The following is a 14,632-nucleotide window of genomic DNA, read 5'->3' on the forward strand; positions in this document are numbered from 1 at the left end:
ACGGGAAACCATGCGCCGCTCCTGCCTTGCACTGCACCTCGCCGCCGCCCTGCTGCTGTCCAGCCCCTTCCACCTCGCCATTGCCGCGCCCGCCGCCACCGCTTCCTCCAGCGCGGCCACGCCCCTCGTCATCGGCGAAAGTTTCAGCATCGATTCGCTGGCGCTGAAAGAAAAGCGCCACATCAATGTGTACATGGCGCGCGCCTGGGATACGCCGCCCGATGCGCCGCTGCCCGTGCTGTACATGCCGGACGGCGGCGTAGCGGAAGATTTTTTGCACGTGGCCGGCTTGCTGCAAGTGTCGGTAGCGAATGGCACGATGCGCCCTTTCATGCTGGTCGGCATGCAAAACACGCAGCGCCGGCGCGATTTGACGGGGCCGACGGAGAATGCGGAAGACCGCAAGATCGCCCCCATTGTGGGTGGCGCGTCGGCCTACCGGGCCTTCATCCGCGACGAACTGATGCCGGAAGTCAGGCGCCGCTACCGCACGACGGGTGAGACGGCCATCGTCGGCGAATCGCTGGCCGGCCTGTTCGTTGTGGAAACCTATCTGCTGGAACCGCAGCTGTTCGACCATTACCTGGCCTTCGACCCCAGCCTGTGGTGGAATCACGGCGCCCTGCCGCGCCAGGCGGCCGGGCTGGTAGCCAAGGGCACACCAGGCAAGCACAGCCTGTATCTGGCGTCCAGCAGCGAGTCAGGCATCGCCATCGAAGTGCAGCGCCTGGCCGAGGTGCTGGAGAAACAGGCGCCGCGCGGCCTGCAATGGCATGTGGAAAAAATGCCGGAAGAAACCCACGGCACGATCTATCACCCGGCAGCCCTGAAGGCGTTCCGCAGCGTTTTCCAGCCGCAGGCACCGGCCAGGCAGTAAGACATGGACAAACTGTAATCTGGCGAGGGGCGTAGCCGCAGGATCGGGCGGGTAAAATCGGCGGCCCTGCTTTCCCCGCCCGAGTCCGATACCCATGAGCTTCTTGCAATTATTTATACTTTCCATCGTCCAGGGCTTCGCCGAGCTGCTGCCCGTGTCCAGCTCCGCCCACGTCATCATGGCGGAAAAATGGATGGGCCTCGATCCCACCTCGCCGGAGCTGACCATGCTGCTGGTGATGCTGCATACGGGCACCATGTTCGCCGTCATCGTGTATTTCTGGAAATCCTGGCGCGCCACGTATTTCAGTTCGGCCAGCGCCTTCCGCAGCAATGTGCTGCTGCTCGCGGCCGCCACGGCCCTGACGGGCATCGTCGGCTTCGGATTGCTGAAGGGCATTACGCACGTCATGAGCAAGGATGCGCCCGGTTTTGAAATCGAGCACCTGTTCGGCAACGCGAAGCTGATGGCCGCCGCGCTGGCTGCCGCCGGCGTGCTGATCATTGTGTCGTCGCGCCTGCAAGCGCGCCAGCATGGCACCTTGTCCATCGGCAAGGCGATGGTGATCGGCGCCGTGCAAGGCCTGTGCCTGCCTTTCCGGGGCTTTTCCCGCTCGGGCGCCACCATTTCCGCCGGCATCGCCATGGGCGTGCCGCAGCGCCGCGCCGAGGAATTCAGCTTTGCCCTAGCCGTCGTACTGACGCCGGCCGTGCTGGTCAAGGAAGGCTGGCGCTTTTACCAGGCCGTGGCAAATGGCAGCCTGGACCATCTGGAACACGGCAACAGCCTGCTGCACCTGCTCGGCCCCAGCCTGCTGGGCATGCTGCTGTCCTTCCTGGCCGGCTTGCTGGCCCTGCGCTGGCTGTCACGCTGGCTCGAGCAAGGGCGCTGGCATTTCTTTGGCGCGTATTGCCTGCTGGCCTCCTTGGTAGTGCTGTACCTGGGGTAAAATCGCCGGGTTTGCAGTTTATACACACATCCCAGCCAGGTTTACAGAAAGCCAACGATGAATTTCGCCGCCACCGCCGCCCTCTCGCTTGCCATGTCCACCGACGCCTTCGCGGCCGCCGTGGGCAAGGGCGCCGCCCTGCACAAGCCGCAATGGCGCGAGGCGCTGCGCACGGGCCTGATCTTTGGCGTCATCGAAGCCATCACGCCCATCATCGGCTGGGCCCTGGGCAGCGTGGCCGCACCTTACGTGGAAGCGTGGGACCACTGGATCGCCTTCAGCCTGCTGGGCATCATCGGCTTGCTGATGATACGCAACGCCCTTTCCGATGCCGACGAGGAAGAGGCGCCGGCCCAGTCGCACTCGTTCTGGGTGCTGGCCGTGACGGGCCTGGCCACCAGCATCGACGCCATGGTGGTGGGCGCTGGCCTGGCCCTGCTGGGCGCAAATATTGTCGTGACTGCCGCCGCCATCGGTTTTTCCACCTTCGTCATGGTGACCCTGGGCGTGATGCTGGGCCGCGTGCTGGGCACGGTGGCGGGCCGGCGCGCCGAACTGGTGGGTGGCCTGGTGCTGATCGTCATCGGCTGCGTGATTCTGTACGAGCATATCGGCCATCCGGCCTGATGGTGGGCCGGGCAACGGGCGCGCACGCCACAGGCACCAGCGTGGCTGGCGACGCGCTTTGTGCTACATTCAAGGCTCTGCATTCCTGTCTCGCAAGGTGACCATCATGGAAACTCTTGAGCTGCTTTTTGCCTCGCTGGTGCGCGAAACGGCTGAATCGATACGCGATCACCACGTCCCATTTGCCATCAAACACGACGAGCGCGCCTATTTCGAGTGGATGGATGGGCATCCGATCAATGGCTATATCCAGGAAGCGTATCGGGAGATCGAGGAAACCGCCCAGCAGATCCGCGCCATTCGCGCGGGGTGATGACGCTTGCCGCAAGCTACTGCGCGGGGCGCTTTGCGGCCTGCGATGCTCACCGTACTTATGTACGGTTGCGCTTCTCGGCCACAAATCGCCACCGCTCGCTACGCTTGCAGCAAGCGTCGATACGCTAGTTGAACCGTTGCTTGAATTGGCGGTCTTGAGCCAAATCAAACACTCAGCTGTTCGATACGCATAAAAAGGTCCGGGCCACGACAATCGGGTCTGGAGGCGGGAGACATGGATCAGGGACAAAAACACCAGATCAGGGGCTATGAATTTCATGTGGCGGGGGCGCTGGAGAAGGATGGGCGCTACCGGGGCATGATTTTGATCAGCAAGCGCGGCGATACGCAGCAGGTGTACGCCAAGCCCGTGCTGGTTGAAACGCCGAGCAGTTTCAAGTCCGTGCATGCGGCTTTGATCGAGGCCTCGGCGTATGCCCAGGAACTCATCTATAACGGCGCCATCAAGGCGCTGCTGCCGGCCGATGCGCCGCTCGCGGGAAAGCAGGCGCCGCAGCCGCCGGATTTCGTCGGCAACTGACGCCGGCAAGCCCATCCGGACGCCTTGGCGGCGCGTATAATGACGCGCTTTCCCGGATGAAAACACAGAACAATGGAATATGTGAACTTGCCGCTGGTCTTCCTCGTCGGCTGCGCGCTGATCGCCTTGCTGGCCAAGAAGAATGGCTATTCGTGGTACCTGTTTTTCTTTGCCATCGCCGTGCCCGTGCCCCTGTTGCTGCTGGCCTTGCCACATGTGCTGGGTGTGGAGACCGCCTCACTGACCTCCGTACGGCTGGGCGCTACCCTGCTCTTCCCCCTGGCCGGCCTGCTGCTGGCCCTGCGGGGCAAGCGCTAAGGCAGTTTCAACGTGCCGACACGCCATCGGCCAGGCGCCAGCCGATGGACAGCGCCAGTTGCTGCGCCTCTTTTTCATTGCTGCAATCGTCGTAGTCGCAAGTGTCCGCATACGCGCCGCAGGCCTGGTTCTGGCTCACATACGAGCCGACCCAGCGGCCATCGCGGCGCTGGCTGGCCGTGGCGCTGATGATAAAGCCTTTATGGATGGTGGGATTTTCAAAAGACATATTTCCTCCGGTGCAAGAAGCGTCAGGAAGCTGACTGGTCCCTACTGTGCGCCACGCGCCGCTGGCAGTCTGTACGTTTGATCACACACAGGAAGCGCGCACGCGCCTGCCCGCGCGGCGCCCGGCGATCGGGTATGATTTCGCCATGTGTGGACGATTCGATCAAAATGACACGGCGCCCGTGCTGGCGTCGTCCTTCGGCTGGACCGACGCCGTATTCGACAGCGAAGCCGAGCCGCACCTGAACGTGTCGCCCGGCACGTACCGGCCCGTGCTGCACATCCAGGATGGCGTGCACAGGGTCGACGATGTCTTCTGGGGCTACCGGCCCGCCTGGGCAACCGCGGCCACACCCGCTCCCGGCAAGAAAAAAATCCCCATTGCCATCAATGCCCGCCTGGAAAAACTCGCCGGCGCCTACTGGAAACCCTTGCTGCGCGCGGGGCGCGGCATCGTTTGCGTACATGGCTGGTATGAATGGACTGGGGAAAAAGGCACGAAGCAGCCGTGGCACATCCACCGCCGCGACCGGGCGCCCCTGTTCCTGCTGGCGCTGGCCCAGTTCGGGCCATACAAGGTCAATCGCGAGGAAGCAGGCTTCGTGCTGGTGACGGCCGACAGCCTGGGCGGCATGGTCGATATCCACGACCGCCGCCCCGTGGCCGTCAGCCAGGAAGACGCGCACCGCTGGCTCGATCCCGCCCTGACACCCGAGCAAGCCCTGCACCTGGCGCGCACCTGCATGCTGGATGTGGAACTGTTCGAGTGGCATGCCGTCGACAATCCGCTGGTGCCGACCGCCAAGGCCAAAGCACCATCGCCGGCCGCGGCGCAAAGCACGTTTGACTGGGGAACGGACTAAGGCAATGGATTAAGGCAAGCGCGCCAGCCGGCGCCACAGCGCCTCCATCGGCCCTTGCCGAAAGTAACGCAGCCAGTAACGGCTCAGCACCACCTGCCCCGCCATGATCAGCACGGCCAGGCCCAGCATCTCGGCCGGACGCAAACTGGCGCCCCAGCCCAGGCCCGGCCCCTGCAGCAGCCACGTGCCGATCAGCGACTGCAGCAGATAGTTGCTCAACGCCATGCGTCCCACGGGCGCCAGCCATGTTCCAAGCCAGCGCAGCATGAAGGGACCGGCCAGCATCAGCGCGGCCACGTAGCCGGCCGCCAGCACGGGGCCGCCGGCGAACAGGCCCACTTCGAACAGGGCCGTATCGAACACGGTTTGATACGGATCGGCTACCTGCCAGGCGACGGCCCCGGCCGCCAGCAGGTTGAACGGCAAGCCCAGGCCCAGTCCCACAGCGCGCACCCGGCGCCACAGGCGCTGGTGGCGCTGCGGCTGCGTCAGCCAGCCACAACGCACGGACAAGATGCCCAGCAGGAACAGCACGATGATATGCGGCAGCATGACGGTGGCGTACAGCAAGGAGACGAGGAAATCGTTGGCGCGCAACCTGGCCACGGCCCATGCGCCGCCTTGCGTGTAGGTGGCGTACCGCTGCGCAAAGCCTTGCAGGTCGCGCGCGATGTCCGGCGCGCCGCCCTGCTGGCCCACGGGAATCAACAGGCACATGAACAGCAGAAAACCGGCGGCCACCAGCCAGGCGCGGTTGCGTATGCGGCTGAGCCTGGCGGATGCCAGCGGCAGGATCAGCATGCCGGCCACGGCATACGAGGTCAGCACGTCGCCGCTCCAGATGAGGAAACCGTGCAGCAGACCAAACACGAGCAGCCAGCGCAGCCGGCGCCGGTAGACCGCTTGCGCCTGCTCCCAGCTGCCCAGCTGGCGTTGCAGCGAACGTGTCTGCAGGGCAAAACCGGCGCCAAACAAAAACGCGAAGATGGGATAGAACTTGAATTGCGCCAGCGCCGCAATCCCGAAAATGACGAGCTGGTCGAGCACAGGCGGCTGTGCCGGCAAGGTGCCGTAGCGCAAGGAAATCGTGCCCCAGGCAAAGCCCCAGATATTCACCAGCAGGATGCCAAACACGGCAAGACCGCGCAGCACGTCGAGCTGCAGCAACCTGCCGGGCTTGGCGGACTTGGCGTTCAGGGAGTTCAGGGGCGCGCCAGGGTCGGGTAGTCGGTCACCTGCAAGCTGAAGCCGGACGCATCCGACTGCAGGCGCGCGTGGCCGCCGAACGGCAAGGTGACGCGGCGGCGTATATGGCCGAATTCCAGTCCCGTCAGCACGGGCACGGGCAGGCGCTGGCGCACATAGGCCAGCATGGCGTCGAAATCATAACCGTTATCCATGGGGCTCAATTTATAGGCGGAAAAATCACCGAGCACCACGGCTTGCTGGCGCCCGATCACGCCCGCGTGCAGCAATTGCAGCAGCATGCGCTCGACCCGGTACGGGTGTTCGTTGACGTCTTCCAGGAACAAAATGCCGCCATCGATTTCCGGGAAATACGGCGTGCCCAGCAAGTGAACCAGCATGGCCAGGTTACCGCCCCATAATTTACCGCTGACTTCGACCTGCGGATTGCCCGCCGCCGTGCCCGTGACCGTGTGCGTGGGACCTGCCAGGCACGACCATAGTTGATCCAGTGTAAATTGCTCGGGCTCGTCGCGCGTAAAATCGTCGCAGAGCATGGGGCCGGCAAAGCTGGCGCGGCCCGTTTTCGCCATCAAGCCCATGTGGAAGGCCGTGAAATCGCTGTAGCCGACAAACAGCTTGCCACTGTCCGCCATGCCGTCGAAATCGATGTCGGGCAGGAGGCGGCTGATGCCGTAGCTGCCGCGCAAGGCGATCACCACCTGCACGTCCGGGTCGGCGGCGGCCGCGTGCAGCTGCGCCAAACGGCCCCCATCCGTGCCGCCGAAGCGCTGGAATATGTGCTCGTGGTCGTAGTAATTGTGGACGGTGGCGCCTTGCGCCTGCAAGCGGGCGATGCCGCGTTCCAAAGCCGCCGCGTCGGGCGCATAACCGCCCGGTGCCACGATGGCGATGCCAATCTCAGGTGTCTTCAAAATGCCCGTGCCTTCAAAAGTTGTGGGCGCGCCGAGTTACTTTTAAGCTGGCTGGGAGCGCATCTGGGGCGCCATCTTACCTTGCAGATGCACATCGATCAAGGCGAGCAGGCGCTCGATCAGCTGGGGCGGCATGTCGTGTCCCATGCCTTCGATCACTTCCAGCCGGGCGCCCGGAATCAGCGCCGCCGTATCGATGCCGCAGGCGACGGGGATCAAGGGGTCGTCCGCGCCATGGATCACCAGCGCCGGACAGCTGATGCTTGGCAACAAGGCCGTACGCTCGCCCGAGGCGGCAATGGCCACCATCTGCCGCGCCACGCCTTCCGGGCAACTGCCGCGCTGCAGCGCCGCTTCGATGCGCTGGTACAGCAATTTTTCCGACACGGGATAGGCGGGACTGCCGATGACGCGCACCGTGGCTGCCATGTGCGCCATCAGTTCGGCGCGGCTGGCATTGCGTTTCGGACGTTGCAATAGCGCATTGCGCGCCGCCCGCGTGGGGCCGGGCAAGCCGCGCCGGCCGCTGCTCGACATGATGGACGTCAGGCTGAGCACCTGCTGCGGCGCGCGCGCCGCCATCACTTGCGCGATCATGCCGCCCATCGACACGCCGATCACGTGCGCCTGCGCAATGCGCAAGGCCGCCAGCAAGCCCAGCGCGTCGTCCGCCATGTCATTGAGGGTATAGGAAGTTTTGAGAGGCCAGCCGAGCAGGTTTTTCACGTAGGCCAGCGGCAGATACGGTTTGCCCGCCAGCGCCATCTTGCTCGACAGTCCGCTGTCGCGGTTGTCGAAACGCAGCACCCGAAAGCCTTGCTCGACGATGCCTTCGACGAAGTCCGCCGGCCAGGCGATCAGTTGCATGCCCAGGCCCATGACCAGCAGCACGCACGGATCGTCGGGGTCGCCGTGGCTTTCATAAGCTATGTTGAGGCCGTTCGCCATGATGGTTGCCATGATTGCCTCTCTTACAGGAACCAGCACGCAGACACGATCGCTGCGGCCTTGCAATCAGCATACCACTATTGTGCTTCAGACATGAGACCGGCACGCGGTACTCAGCTGAAGTGTTGCCGCGCCGGTACGGCGCACGGCAACTGTGCTGAACAACGGTGCTGCTTACTTTGCCTTAGGCAAGGAATCGGCCAAGTCCACCCAGCTTTGCGGCTGCGGTTTGCCGCGCTCGCGCACGCCGAAGAAGGAGACCACTTGCGTGCCGTCGTTGTCGAAGAATTCGACGGAAGTGACGCCGCCGCGCTTGACGACCCAGCCGCTGCGCAGGGCCGTGTCGCGGATGTGCAGGTTGAAGTCCGGGTCCAGCACGTTGAAGAAACCGCCGGCGGCCATGGTTTTCTCGATCTTGCCGCTGTAGATCTGCGTCAAGCCCTCATTGCCCAGGAATACCATGATGGCGACCTTGTCCTTGGCCGCGTTTTCCAGCAGGGTGCGCAGCGCTTGCGGCGTCACGCGCTCGACCACGCCGGCCGGCGCCAGGCGCAAGGCCTGTTCGCGCGTCAGGTGGAATTCACGCATGATTTGCGCGAACTGGTGCACGTCCGTCATGTCTTTCCAGGCCAGCTGGAATTCCTTGACGTCGATCTCGGCATCCGGCTTTTCAGCGGCCTTGGGCGCCATGGCCAGCACGTTCAGCTCCGCGCTTTGCTGCGGCAGGCGGAACGTCGCCACCAATTTATCGTAGACGGCCACGCCCGGCTCGTTGCGCAGGTAGATCTTGTGCACGGCCGTGCCGTTGGCGTCAAAAAATTGCAGGCTGCGCGTCGGTTTGCCATCGCGGCCTGCTTGTTCCACGGCAAATGCGTATTTCCAGTTTTCAAAGTGGAAACGCAGGTCGATCTGGCCGCCCAGGTAGCCGCCGGCGATATTGCGCTGGCGCGCTTGCGTTTCCGGGTCCTTGGCGTCGGCCTGCTCGGACTTGTCGCCCGCCTGCTTGAACTTGCTGGCCACGCCCGTCGTTTCGATGACGCCGTTTTCATTGCGCGTGATCGCTTGCACGATGCCCAGGTCCAGCGCGGCGCGCATGATTTCGCGCGGCTGGTTGCCGTCGGCCTGCAGGCGCGTGACGCCCTTGCCGATGTTGGTTGCCAGCAATTGCGCTTCGGACACACCCAGCGCACGCGCCGCGTCGCGGATCTGCAACTTCGGCTGCTCGGTACGCAAGGTGGACCAGCGTTCCGCCAAGGTGGCTGGGGCCGCGTATGCGTTTGCAATCAGCAGGCTGCCTAGCAGGGATAGAACGAGTTTGGATAACTTCATAGAGAGACCATTCAATCAAACATGGAAAAAAAGAGGGGCAAGCACCCCTCCCCGGTAAAAAATTTAGAAATTGACGCTGAGGCTGGCGGCGACGTTGCGGCCCGGCTTGGCATAGCGCTCAATCTCGGCGCGATTGGCGGCCGTGGTGCCGGCGGACAGGCTGCGCGCGGCGGCGTAATCCCAGTACTTGCGGTCCGTCAAGTTGTACACGCCGACGACGATCTTGGCGTTCTTGTGCACGTTCCAGTAGGTCGACAAGTCAAAGACCGTGTACGACGGCACGGTGAAGCGGGGCGCGGTCGTGCCCATCAGCAAGTCATTCGGTGCCTGTTTGTCGCCCGCATGCACGGCCGTCAGGGCCAGGCCGAACAGTTCGCCCACATGGTCGTAGCCAAAGGTCAAGGCCGACTTGGCCGGCGCCACCGAGGCCAGGCCGCCGCTGTCGCCCGTCAGGGTATTGAAGGAGCGGCCCTTGGCCACACCGGTCGCCAGGTCGACGTGGTAGCCCTGCATGGCCGGCGCCCAGGCGCCCAGTTCCGCGCGCAGGGTCAGCTCGGCGCCCCAGGTACGGGCATTGCCGATGTTTTCCGGACGGAACAGGCCCTGGGTGATGGTGGGATAGTTGACCGGGTCATCTTCCTGCATCACATACTCGATCATGTTTTTGTATTCCGTCTGGTAGACGGAGGCGTGCATGCTCAAGCCCTTGACGACGTCACCCTTCAAGCCCAGTTCATAGGCCTGGCTGGTTTCCTTGCGCAGATTCGCATTGCCCAGCACGGCATACCCCCTGCCCGTGCCCGTATAGCTGATGGAATCATAGGTGCCCGTGCGCTCGGCCGCCGTCGGCAGGCGCGTGCCGCGCGTCACGGTGGCGTAGGCATTCATTTGCGGCAAAACTTCCACGGACAGGCTCAGGCTGGGCGTGAAATACGTGTCGCTCTGCTTGCGCACCTCTTTGGACGCGCCCGGCACGCCGATGGCATAGCCTTGCAGGTTTTTCGGCGCGTCCTTGCGGTAATCGGCACGCAAGCCCGGCGTCAGCACGGCTTTCTTGCCAGCAAGATCAAAGCTGAGGTCATCGCGCACATACACGGCCAGCTTGCTCGTATCCATGTCGGCCATGCGGTTCTTGTTGGTGATCTGATGCTGGCCGGTGGCGATGATGCGACGGTCTTCACGCCACGGACGGCGCGTTTTCAGCTGTTCCAGCTGCACGCCGTACAACAGCGCGTTGTCGGCGTTGAGCTGCTTGAACGCTTCGGAGCTCAAGCCGATGCTGTCGTTCTTGAAGCTCGTTTCAATGGAACGCTGCGCCGGGCTGCCAAAGGTGTAGCGGCCTTGCGTCTTGTCATCGGTGTTCGCATTCTGCAGATACACTTTCGACGTCAGGCGATCGAACAGGGCGAAATCCTTCAGCACCACGTCGTGGCCCAGGCTCACGCGCGTGCGCTTGGTGGTGGAATCCTGCTGCACGCCTGTCGGATAATACGTGCTGACTTTGCTGCGCAGATCGCGCTTGTTCTTGCGCTCGAACATGTCGACCGTCAGGTCCAGCTTCTGCTCGCCAGGCAGGGTCCACACCAGCTTGGACAGCAAGGCATTCGAATGCCAGTCATCTGGGTTGGGCGGCGTGGTGCCGCGGCTGTCCGTCTGTTCGCCATCGCGGTGCACGTACACGGCCAGGCCTTGCAGGCTGGCGCCGAGCCTGGCCGCGCCCGTCAGGGTATGCGCATTGCTGCGGTCGGCCGTGGCGCGGCCGTATTTATAGGCGACATAATGATCCCGCCCCTCGCCCAGGTAATCTTCGGGCGACTTGGTGATGAAGGCCACGCCGCCGCCCAGGCCGGGATTGGCGCCGCTGGCGGCCGTCGTGCCCGAATCGATGCGCACTTCGCGGAAGGTTTCCGGGTCAAAATAATCACGGCCCGTGGCGAAGGCGTTCAGGGTGTTGCCGTCAGGCTTGGGTGCCGCGTCGGGCAGCGAGATGCCGTCGAGCTCCAGGCTGACCCGGTTGCCTTCCAGGCCGCGGATGTTGTAACCGGTATTGCCAGAACCATCCCAGACGCTGCCGCTGCCCGAGGCCGCCGCTGGCGCGGTAATCAAAGGCAGGTAGCGCACGATGCCGCCCATGTCCGTGACATTGCGGCGCTCCAGGTCATCCGCCGTGACGACCGTCCTGGTGCCGGCGCGGCGCTCATAGTCCTGCTTGGCATTGACGACGATTTCCGGGAAGACAGGCAGCTTGGCCGGCTCCTGCGCGGCCGTGCCCGCGTTAATGGCGGCATTTTGCGCGCAAACCGGCAGCAGCGGCGCGGCGAACAGGCCCAGCAAGGCGGCGCGCAGCACCAGGTTATGACGGCGGGCAGAAACGGGAGATACGACGGGCGCAGCGGAGCGCTGCAGAAGCACTGTAGTCATGATGATCCGGTGTAAGAGTGGAGGCTGGCTCTTGAACCCGGATCGATAACGAAAGTGTTAACGATGCATAAGGAAAGTTTGCTGGCGAAAACAATACTGTAACACGAATCATTCTCATTTGAGAATGGCAAATTGGTCTATACAGATGTTATTTCGCAACAGTTATAAAAAATGCCAGCCGCAATGGCTGGCATGGCTGGCATGGCTGGCATGGCTGGCAAGACCTGGCTAGCAGGCCGGCGGATTGGCCAGCTTGCGCGCTTCCGCCTGCGCGCGGCGGCGCTCGGCAAAAAAACGCTTGAGGAAAGCGCCGCATTCGTCCGCCAGCACGCCGCCCTGTATCGCCGTCTGGTGATTCAGGGCCGGCTGCTCGAACAGGTTCAGCACGGAACCGCAGGCGCCCGTCTTCGGGTCGCCCGCACCGTACACCACGCGCGCCAGGCGCGCATGCAGCATGGCGCCCGAACACATCACGCACGGCTCCAGGGTCACGTACAGCTCGCAGCCGGGCAAGCGGTAGTTGCCCAGCTTTTCAGCGGCCGCGCGCAGCGCCATCACTTCCGCGTGCGCCGTGGGGTCGTGGCGGCCGATGGGCTGGTTGTAGCCGACGGCGATGACTTCGCCATCCTTGACGACGACGGCGCCGACGGGCACTTCACCCAGGTCCCATGCGTGCTGGGCCTGCTCCAGGGCCAGCTGCATATAGCGCGCGTCCTGCGCGCCAGCGTGCGTTTCAGTCATCGGTCACTTCTGCCCAGCAATTCGGCGTTTCATGCAGCACCAGCTTATGCAGGTGCAAGCCCGTGCCAAAGTGGTCGGTAAATGCGGCCTTGAGGATCTCGAAGGCGATGCGCGCCAGGTTTTCCACGGTCGGGATGCGATCGATGACGACGGTCTTATGGTCGGGCAGGCTGGCCAGGAAGTCGCGCACGGCCGTGTCTTTTTCGTAGACGAGGAAGGCGTGGTCCCAGACGTCGACCAGGTGCTGCTTGGCCAGGGTTTTCACGTCGGAAAAGTCCATGATCATGCCATTGTCGGAATTGCCTTCCGCTTCGATGACCTTGCCGACCAGGGTGATTTCCACCGTATAGCGGTGGCCGTGCAGGTTGCGGCACTGGCTTTTGTGGTCGGGAATGCGGTGGCCCGCGTCGAATTCGAGCTTGCGTGTGATAGTCAGCATATTATTGTATTGATACTAGTATTTAAGGAATTTGCAGGAGTTTGTGGGTTTGCAGGCTCAGCTTCCACTTCGGGTTGCTTTTGCATGTTTCGATGGCCAGCTTCATGTTGTGCGCGGCCAAAGGACCATCCATCGCCTGCACGAAGAAGTTCTCGAAGTCCAGTTGTTCGTAGGCGGCCAGGTCTTGCTGGAACTGGGGAATGACCACCTTGATTTCGTTACCCTTGTGCACGACCAGTGTCGAACCCATCTTCGGGCTGACGCAGATCCAGTCCACGCCGGCCGGCACGGGCAAGGTACCGTTGGTTTCGATGGCGATGGTAAAGCCCACCGCGTGCATGGCGGCTATCAGGGCCGTGTCGAGTTGCAGCAGCGGTTCGCCGCCCGTAAACACCACGTATTTGCTGGGCGCGTAGCTGGCCGGCCACAGGCTGTCGATCAGCGCGGCCAGTTCCTGCGGCGTCTTGAACTTGCCGCCCAGTTCGCCGTCGGTACCGACGAAATCCGTGTCGCAGAACTGGCACACGGCCGTGGCGCGGTCGCTTTCGCGGCCCGTCCACAGGTTGCAGCCGGAAAAACGGCAAAACACGGCCGGACGGCCCGCGTGCGCGCCTTCGCCCTGCAGGGTGTAAAAAATCTCTTTAATGCTATAAGTCACTGTATTTCCTAAGAGCTGGCTGGCGCCATCGCGCAGGGCGAGCGCATCGAGGCCGGCGCAATGCGCCGTCACCGCAAAAGCCGATTGACAACCCTCTATTATATGCCGCCACGACACTTCCCGTGCAAATGCCGTGCCCGCCACCTGCCGCCGCGGCATCCAGCGGACCAGAAAGCCACATTGGCGGGCATAACTGCGCAGCTTTTGCGTTTAGACAATATAAATAGCCCCAAGTTAATATATTTTCTGTAATAACATTGCCTGATGGAAAACATTTTTGGGGAGCATGGAGATGCTGCAACGCTGGATACGTCCGCCGTACCGCCTGAGCATTCTGGTCTGCCTGGCGGCCATCGCAGTCGCTTCCCTGCACGCCGGCCACGCCGCCGGGCCGCGCCCGCAGGATGGCAGGTCCGGCCCCTTGATGCTGGCCTGCGCCATCCTGCTCGCTGCGCTGGCGCTGCTGCTGTGGCGCCAGCGCCGCCTGGCATTGCGCCTGCAGGCGCTGGAACAGCTGCGCGCGGACGCCGAACAGGCGCGCCTGGCCGCTGAGCAAAACAAGGCGCGCGCACAGGAACGCCTGCGCATCGGGCGCGACATCCACGACGACCTGGGCCAGCATCTGCTGACCCTGAAATTCGACCTGGCCATGCTGCAGACCAGCACGCATGACGCGGCGCCCTTGCTGGCGCGGCAACTGGCCGTGATGGCGCGCAATGTCGACCTCAGCATCGCGGCGCTGCGCTGCGTCATCCACGACCTGCGCCCTCCCGCCCTCGACGCAGGTCTGCAGGCGGCGTGCGACGGCTTGCTGGCGGACTTCAAGCGCACCACAGGCATCGATTGCAGCTGCGATTACCAGCTCGACGCGGCCGCCGGCAGCGCACATGGCCCCCTGCTGTACCACGCGCTGCAGGAAGCGCTGGCGAACATCGCCCGCCATGCGCGCGCCACGCATGTCCAGCTGAGCCTGCAACAAACGGGCGCCACCCTGGCATGCCGCATCAGCGACGACGGCGTCGGGCTGTCGGGTTCGCCACCGCGCCTCGGTTGCGGCCTGTCCGGCATGCATGAGCGCGTGGCCGCCGCCGGCGGCAGCCTGCACATCGAAAGCCTCAGCGGCGCCGGCACCACCTTGCGCGTGTCGCTGCCCCTGCCAGGTTGCCACGATGAGGCGATGGCGCATCGCTGAAAATATTGCTCAATATCAACATCCCCCGTCTCGCTGCGCTGCATCATGGCCAGCGAGCCAGCCCCA

17 protein-coding genes are annotated in these 14,632 nt (G+C 63.5%); 8 read left to right on the forward strand and 9 right to left on the reverse strand.

Translation table 11 applies throughout. The annotated features are described in order from the left end of the window. Positions 1-10 precede the first annotated feature (10 nt). The 6 genes from HWE17_RS18950 (at position 11) to HWE17_RS18975 (ending at position 3,627) form a co-directional block, all read left to right on the forward strand. Positions 11-877, forward strand: coding sequence for an alpha/beta hydrolase (locus tag HWE17_RS18950; protein ID WP_176389796.1), 867 nt, complete (start codon positions 11-13; stop codon positions 875-877). Between the two features lie 94 nt (positions 878-971). Next, the gene (locus HWE17_RS18955) at positions 972-1,826 is read left to right on the forward strand and encodes an undecaprenyl-diphosphate phosphatase (RefSeq protein WP_176389797.1); all 855 of its coding nucleotides are present in this window, start codon (positions 972-974) and stop codon (positions 1,824-1,826) included. A 57-nt stretch (positions 1,827-1,883) separates the two neighbouring features. Then, positions 1,884-2,453 (forward strand): manganese efflux pump MntP, encoded by a 570-nt coding sequence (gene mntP / locus HWE17_RS18960; protein WP_070218395.1) that lies wholly within the window; start codon positions 1,884-1,886, stop codon positions 2,451-2,453. A 106-nt stretch (positions 2,454-2,559) separates the two neighbouring features. Beyond that, positions 2,560-2,766: a hypothetical protein gene (locus HWE17_RS18965; RefSeq protein WP_070259409.1), complete on the forward strand. Its 207-nt coding sequence runs from the start codon at positions 2,560-2,562 to the stop codon at positions 2,764-2,766. A 237-nt stretch (positions 2,767-3,003) separates the two neighbouring features. Next, complete coding sequence (locus HWE17_RS18970) at positions 3,004-3,309, forward strand: hypothetical protein (RefSeq protein ID WP_176389798.1); 306 nt, start codon at positions 3,004-3,006, stop codon at positions 3,307-3,309. A gap of 72 nt (positions 3,310-3,381) precedes the next feature. Continuing rightward, positions 3,382-3,627, forward strand: coding sequence for a hypothetical protein (locus HWE17_RS18975; RefSeq protein WP_035819175.1), 246 nt, complete (start codon positions 3,382-3,384; stop codon positions 3,625-3,627). Positions 3,628-3,634: 7 nt separating this feature from the next. Here the strand turns inward: HWE17_RS18975 and HWE17_RS18980 are convergent, their stop codons facing one another. After that, complete coding sequence (locus HWE17_RS18980) at positions 3,635-3,856, reverse strand: hypothetical protein (RefSeq protein ID WP_035819178.1); 222 nt, start codon at positions 3,854-3,856, stop codon at positions 3,635-3,637. 145 nt (positions 3,857-4,001) lie between these two features. On the opposite strand from HWE17_RS18980, the gene HWE17_RS18985 reads away from it, so the two are divergent. Beyond that, a complete protein-coding gene (locus tag HWE17_RS18985) occupies positions 4,002-4,718 on the forward strand; it encodes an SOS response-associated peptidase (protein WP_176389799.1) in 717 nt (238 codons plus the stop codon). 9 nt (positions 4,719-4,727) lie between these two features. Here HWE17_RS18985 and HWE17_RS18990 read toward each other — a convergent pair whose 3' ends face one another. The 8 genes from HWE17_RS18990 to queE all read right to left on the reverse strand — a co-directional run bounded on the left by HWE17_RS18990 (position 4,728) and on the right by queE (position 13,374). Beyond that, positions 4,728-5,870 carry a DUF418 domain-containing protein gene (locus HWE17_RS18990; protein ID WP_369681750.1) on the reverse strand — a complete coding sequence of 381 codons (1,143 nt, stop codon included), beginning with the start codon at positions 5,868-5,870 and terminating at the stop codon, positions 4,728-4,730. Positions 5,871-5,920: 50 nt separating this feature from the next. Continuing rightward, positions 5,921-6,838 (reverse strand): muramoyltetrapeptide carboxypeptidase, encoded by a 918-nt coding sequence (gene ldcA, locus HWE17_RS18995; RefSeq protein WP_176389800.1) that lies wholly within the window; start codon positions 6,836-6,838, stop codon positions 5,921-5,923. Between the two features lie 42 nt (positions 6,839-6,880). After that, complete coding sequence (locus HWE17_RS19000; RefSeq protein WP_035819182.1) at positions 6,881-7,798, reverse strand: alpha/beta fold hydrolase; 918 nt, start codon at positions 7,796-7,798, stop codon at positions 6,881-6,883. Positions 7,799-7,960: 162 nt separating this feature from the next. Further along, complete coding sequence (locus tag HWE17_RS19005; protein ID WP_176389801.1) at positions 7,961-9,115, reverse strand: hemin-degrading factor; 1,155 nt, start codon at positions 9,113-9,115, stop codon at positions 7,961-7,963. A 63-nt stretch (positions 9,116-9,178) separates the two neighbouring features. After that, the gene (locus tag HWE17_RS19010) at positions 9,179-11,536 is read right to left on the reverse strand and encodes a TonB-dependent hemoglobin/transferrin/lactoferrin family receptor (RefSeq protein ID WP_176389802.1); all 2,358 of its coding nucleotides are present in this window, start codon (positions 11,534-11,536) and stop codon (positions 9,179-9,181) included. 228 nt (positions 11,537-11,764) lie between these two features. Further along, positions 11,765-12,277, reverse strand: coding sequence for a tRNA adenosine(34) deaminase TadA (gene tadA, locus HWE17_RS19015; RefSeq protein ID WP_035819189.1), 513 nt, complete (start codon positions 12,275-12,277; stop codon positions 11,765-11,767). Continuing rightward, a complete protein-coding gene (queD, locus tag HWE17_RS19020) occupies positions 12,270-12,716 on the reverse strand; it encodes a 6-carboxytetrahydropterin synthase QueD (RefSeq protein WP_035819191.1) in 447 nt (148 codons plus the stop codon). The genes tadA and queD overlap by 8 nt, the downstream gene beginning before the upstream one ends. Before the next feature lie 22 nt (positions 12,717-12,738). Beyond that, on the reverse strand, positions 12,739-13,374 hold the full coding sequence (queE, locus tag HWE17_RS19025; protein WP_035819193.1) for a 7-carboxy-7-deazaguanine synthase: 636 nt from the start codon (positions 13,372-13,374) through the stop codon (positions 12,739-12,741). A gap of 286 nt (positions 13,375-13,660) precedes the next feature. Here queE and HWE17_RS19030 point away from each other — a divergent pair, with 286 nt between their 5' ends. Further along, on the forward strand, positions 13,661-14,566 hold the full coding sequence (locus HWE17_RS19030) for a sensor histidine kinase (protein WP_176389803.1): 906 nt from the start codon (positions 13,661-13,663) through the stop codon (positions 14,564-14,566). Positions 14,567-14,632 lie beyond the last annotated feature (66 nt).

Source organism: Janthinobacterium sp. BJB401, assembly GCF_013372745.1.
Lineage (GTDB): Bacteria > Pseudomonadota > Gammaproteobacteria > Burkholderiales > Burkholderiaceae_D > Janthinobacterium > Janthinobacterium rivuli.

What these genes read in the sequence shown, in the direction of transcription:
- HWE17_RS18950 (WP_176389796.1), top strand. Translation starts at nt 11, where the DNA reads ATGCGCCGCTCCTGCCTTGCACTGCACCTCGCCGCCGCCCTGCTGCTG.
- HWE17_RS18955 (WP_176389797.1), top strand. Translation starts at nt 972, where the DNA reads ATGAGCTTCTTGCAATTATTTATACTTTCCATCGTCCAGGGCTTCGCC.
- mntP (WP_070218395.1), top strand. Translation starts at nt 1,884, where the DNA reads ATGAATTTCGCCGCCACCGCCGCCCTCTCGCTTGCCATGTCCACCGAC.
- HWE17_RS18965 (WP_070259409.1), top strand. Translation starts at nt 2,560, where the DNA reads ATGGAAACTCTTGAGCTGCTTTTTGCCTCGCTGGTGCGCGAAACGGCT.
- HWE17_RS18970 (WP_176389798.1), top strand. Translation starts at nt 3,004, where the DNA reads ATGGATCAGGGACAAAAACACCAGATCAGGGGCTATGAATTTCATGTG.
- HWE17_RS18975 (WP_035819175.1), top strand. Translation starts at nt 3,382, where the DNA reads ATGGAATATGTGAACTTGCCGCTGGTCTTCCTCGTCGGCTGCGCGCTG.
- HWE17_RS18980 (WP_035819178.1), bottom strand. Translation starts at nt 3,856, where the DNA reads ATGTCTTTTGAAAATCCCACCATCCATAAAGGCTTTATCATCAGCGCC.
- HWE17_RS18985 (WP_176389799.1), top strand. Translation starts at nt 4,002, where the DNA reads ATGTGTGGACGATTCGATCAAAATGACACGGCGCCCGTGCTGGCGTCG.
- HWE17_RS19000 (WP_035819182.1), bottom strand. Translation starts at nt 7,798, where the DNA reads ATGGCAACCATCATGGCGAACGGCCTCAACATAGCTTATGAAAGCCAC.
- HWE17_RS19005 (WP_176389801.1), bottom strand. Translation starts at nt 9,115, where the DNA reads ATGAAGTTATCCAAACTCGTTCTATCCCTGCTAGGCAGCCTGCTGATT.
- HWE17_RS19010 (WP_176389802.1), bottom strand. Translation starts at nt 11,536, where the DNA reads ATGACTACAGTGCTTCTGCAGCGCTCCGCTGCGCCCGTCGTATCTCCC.
- tadA (WP_035819189.1), bottom strand. Translation starts at nt 12,277, where the DNA reads ATGACTGAAACGCACGCTGGCGCGCAGGACGCGCGCTATATGCAGCTG.
- queD (WP_035819191.1), bottom strand. Translation starts at nt 12,716, where the DNA reads ATGCTGACTATCACACGCAAGCTCGAATTCGACGCGGGCCACCGCATT.
- HWE17_RS19030 (WP_176389803.1), top strand. Translation starts at nt 13,661, where the DNA reads ATGGAGATGCTGCAACGCTGGATACGTCCGCCGTACCGCCTGAGCATT.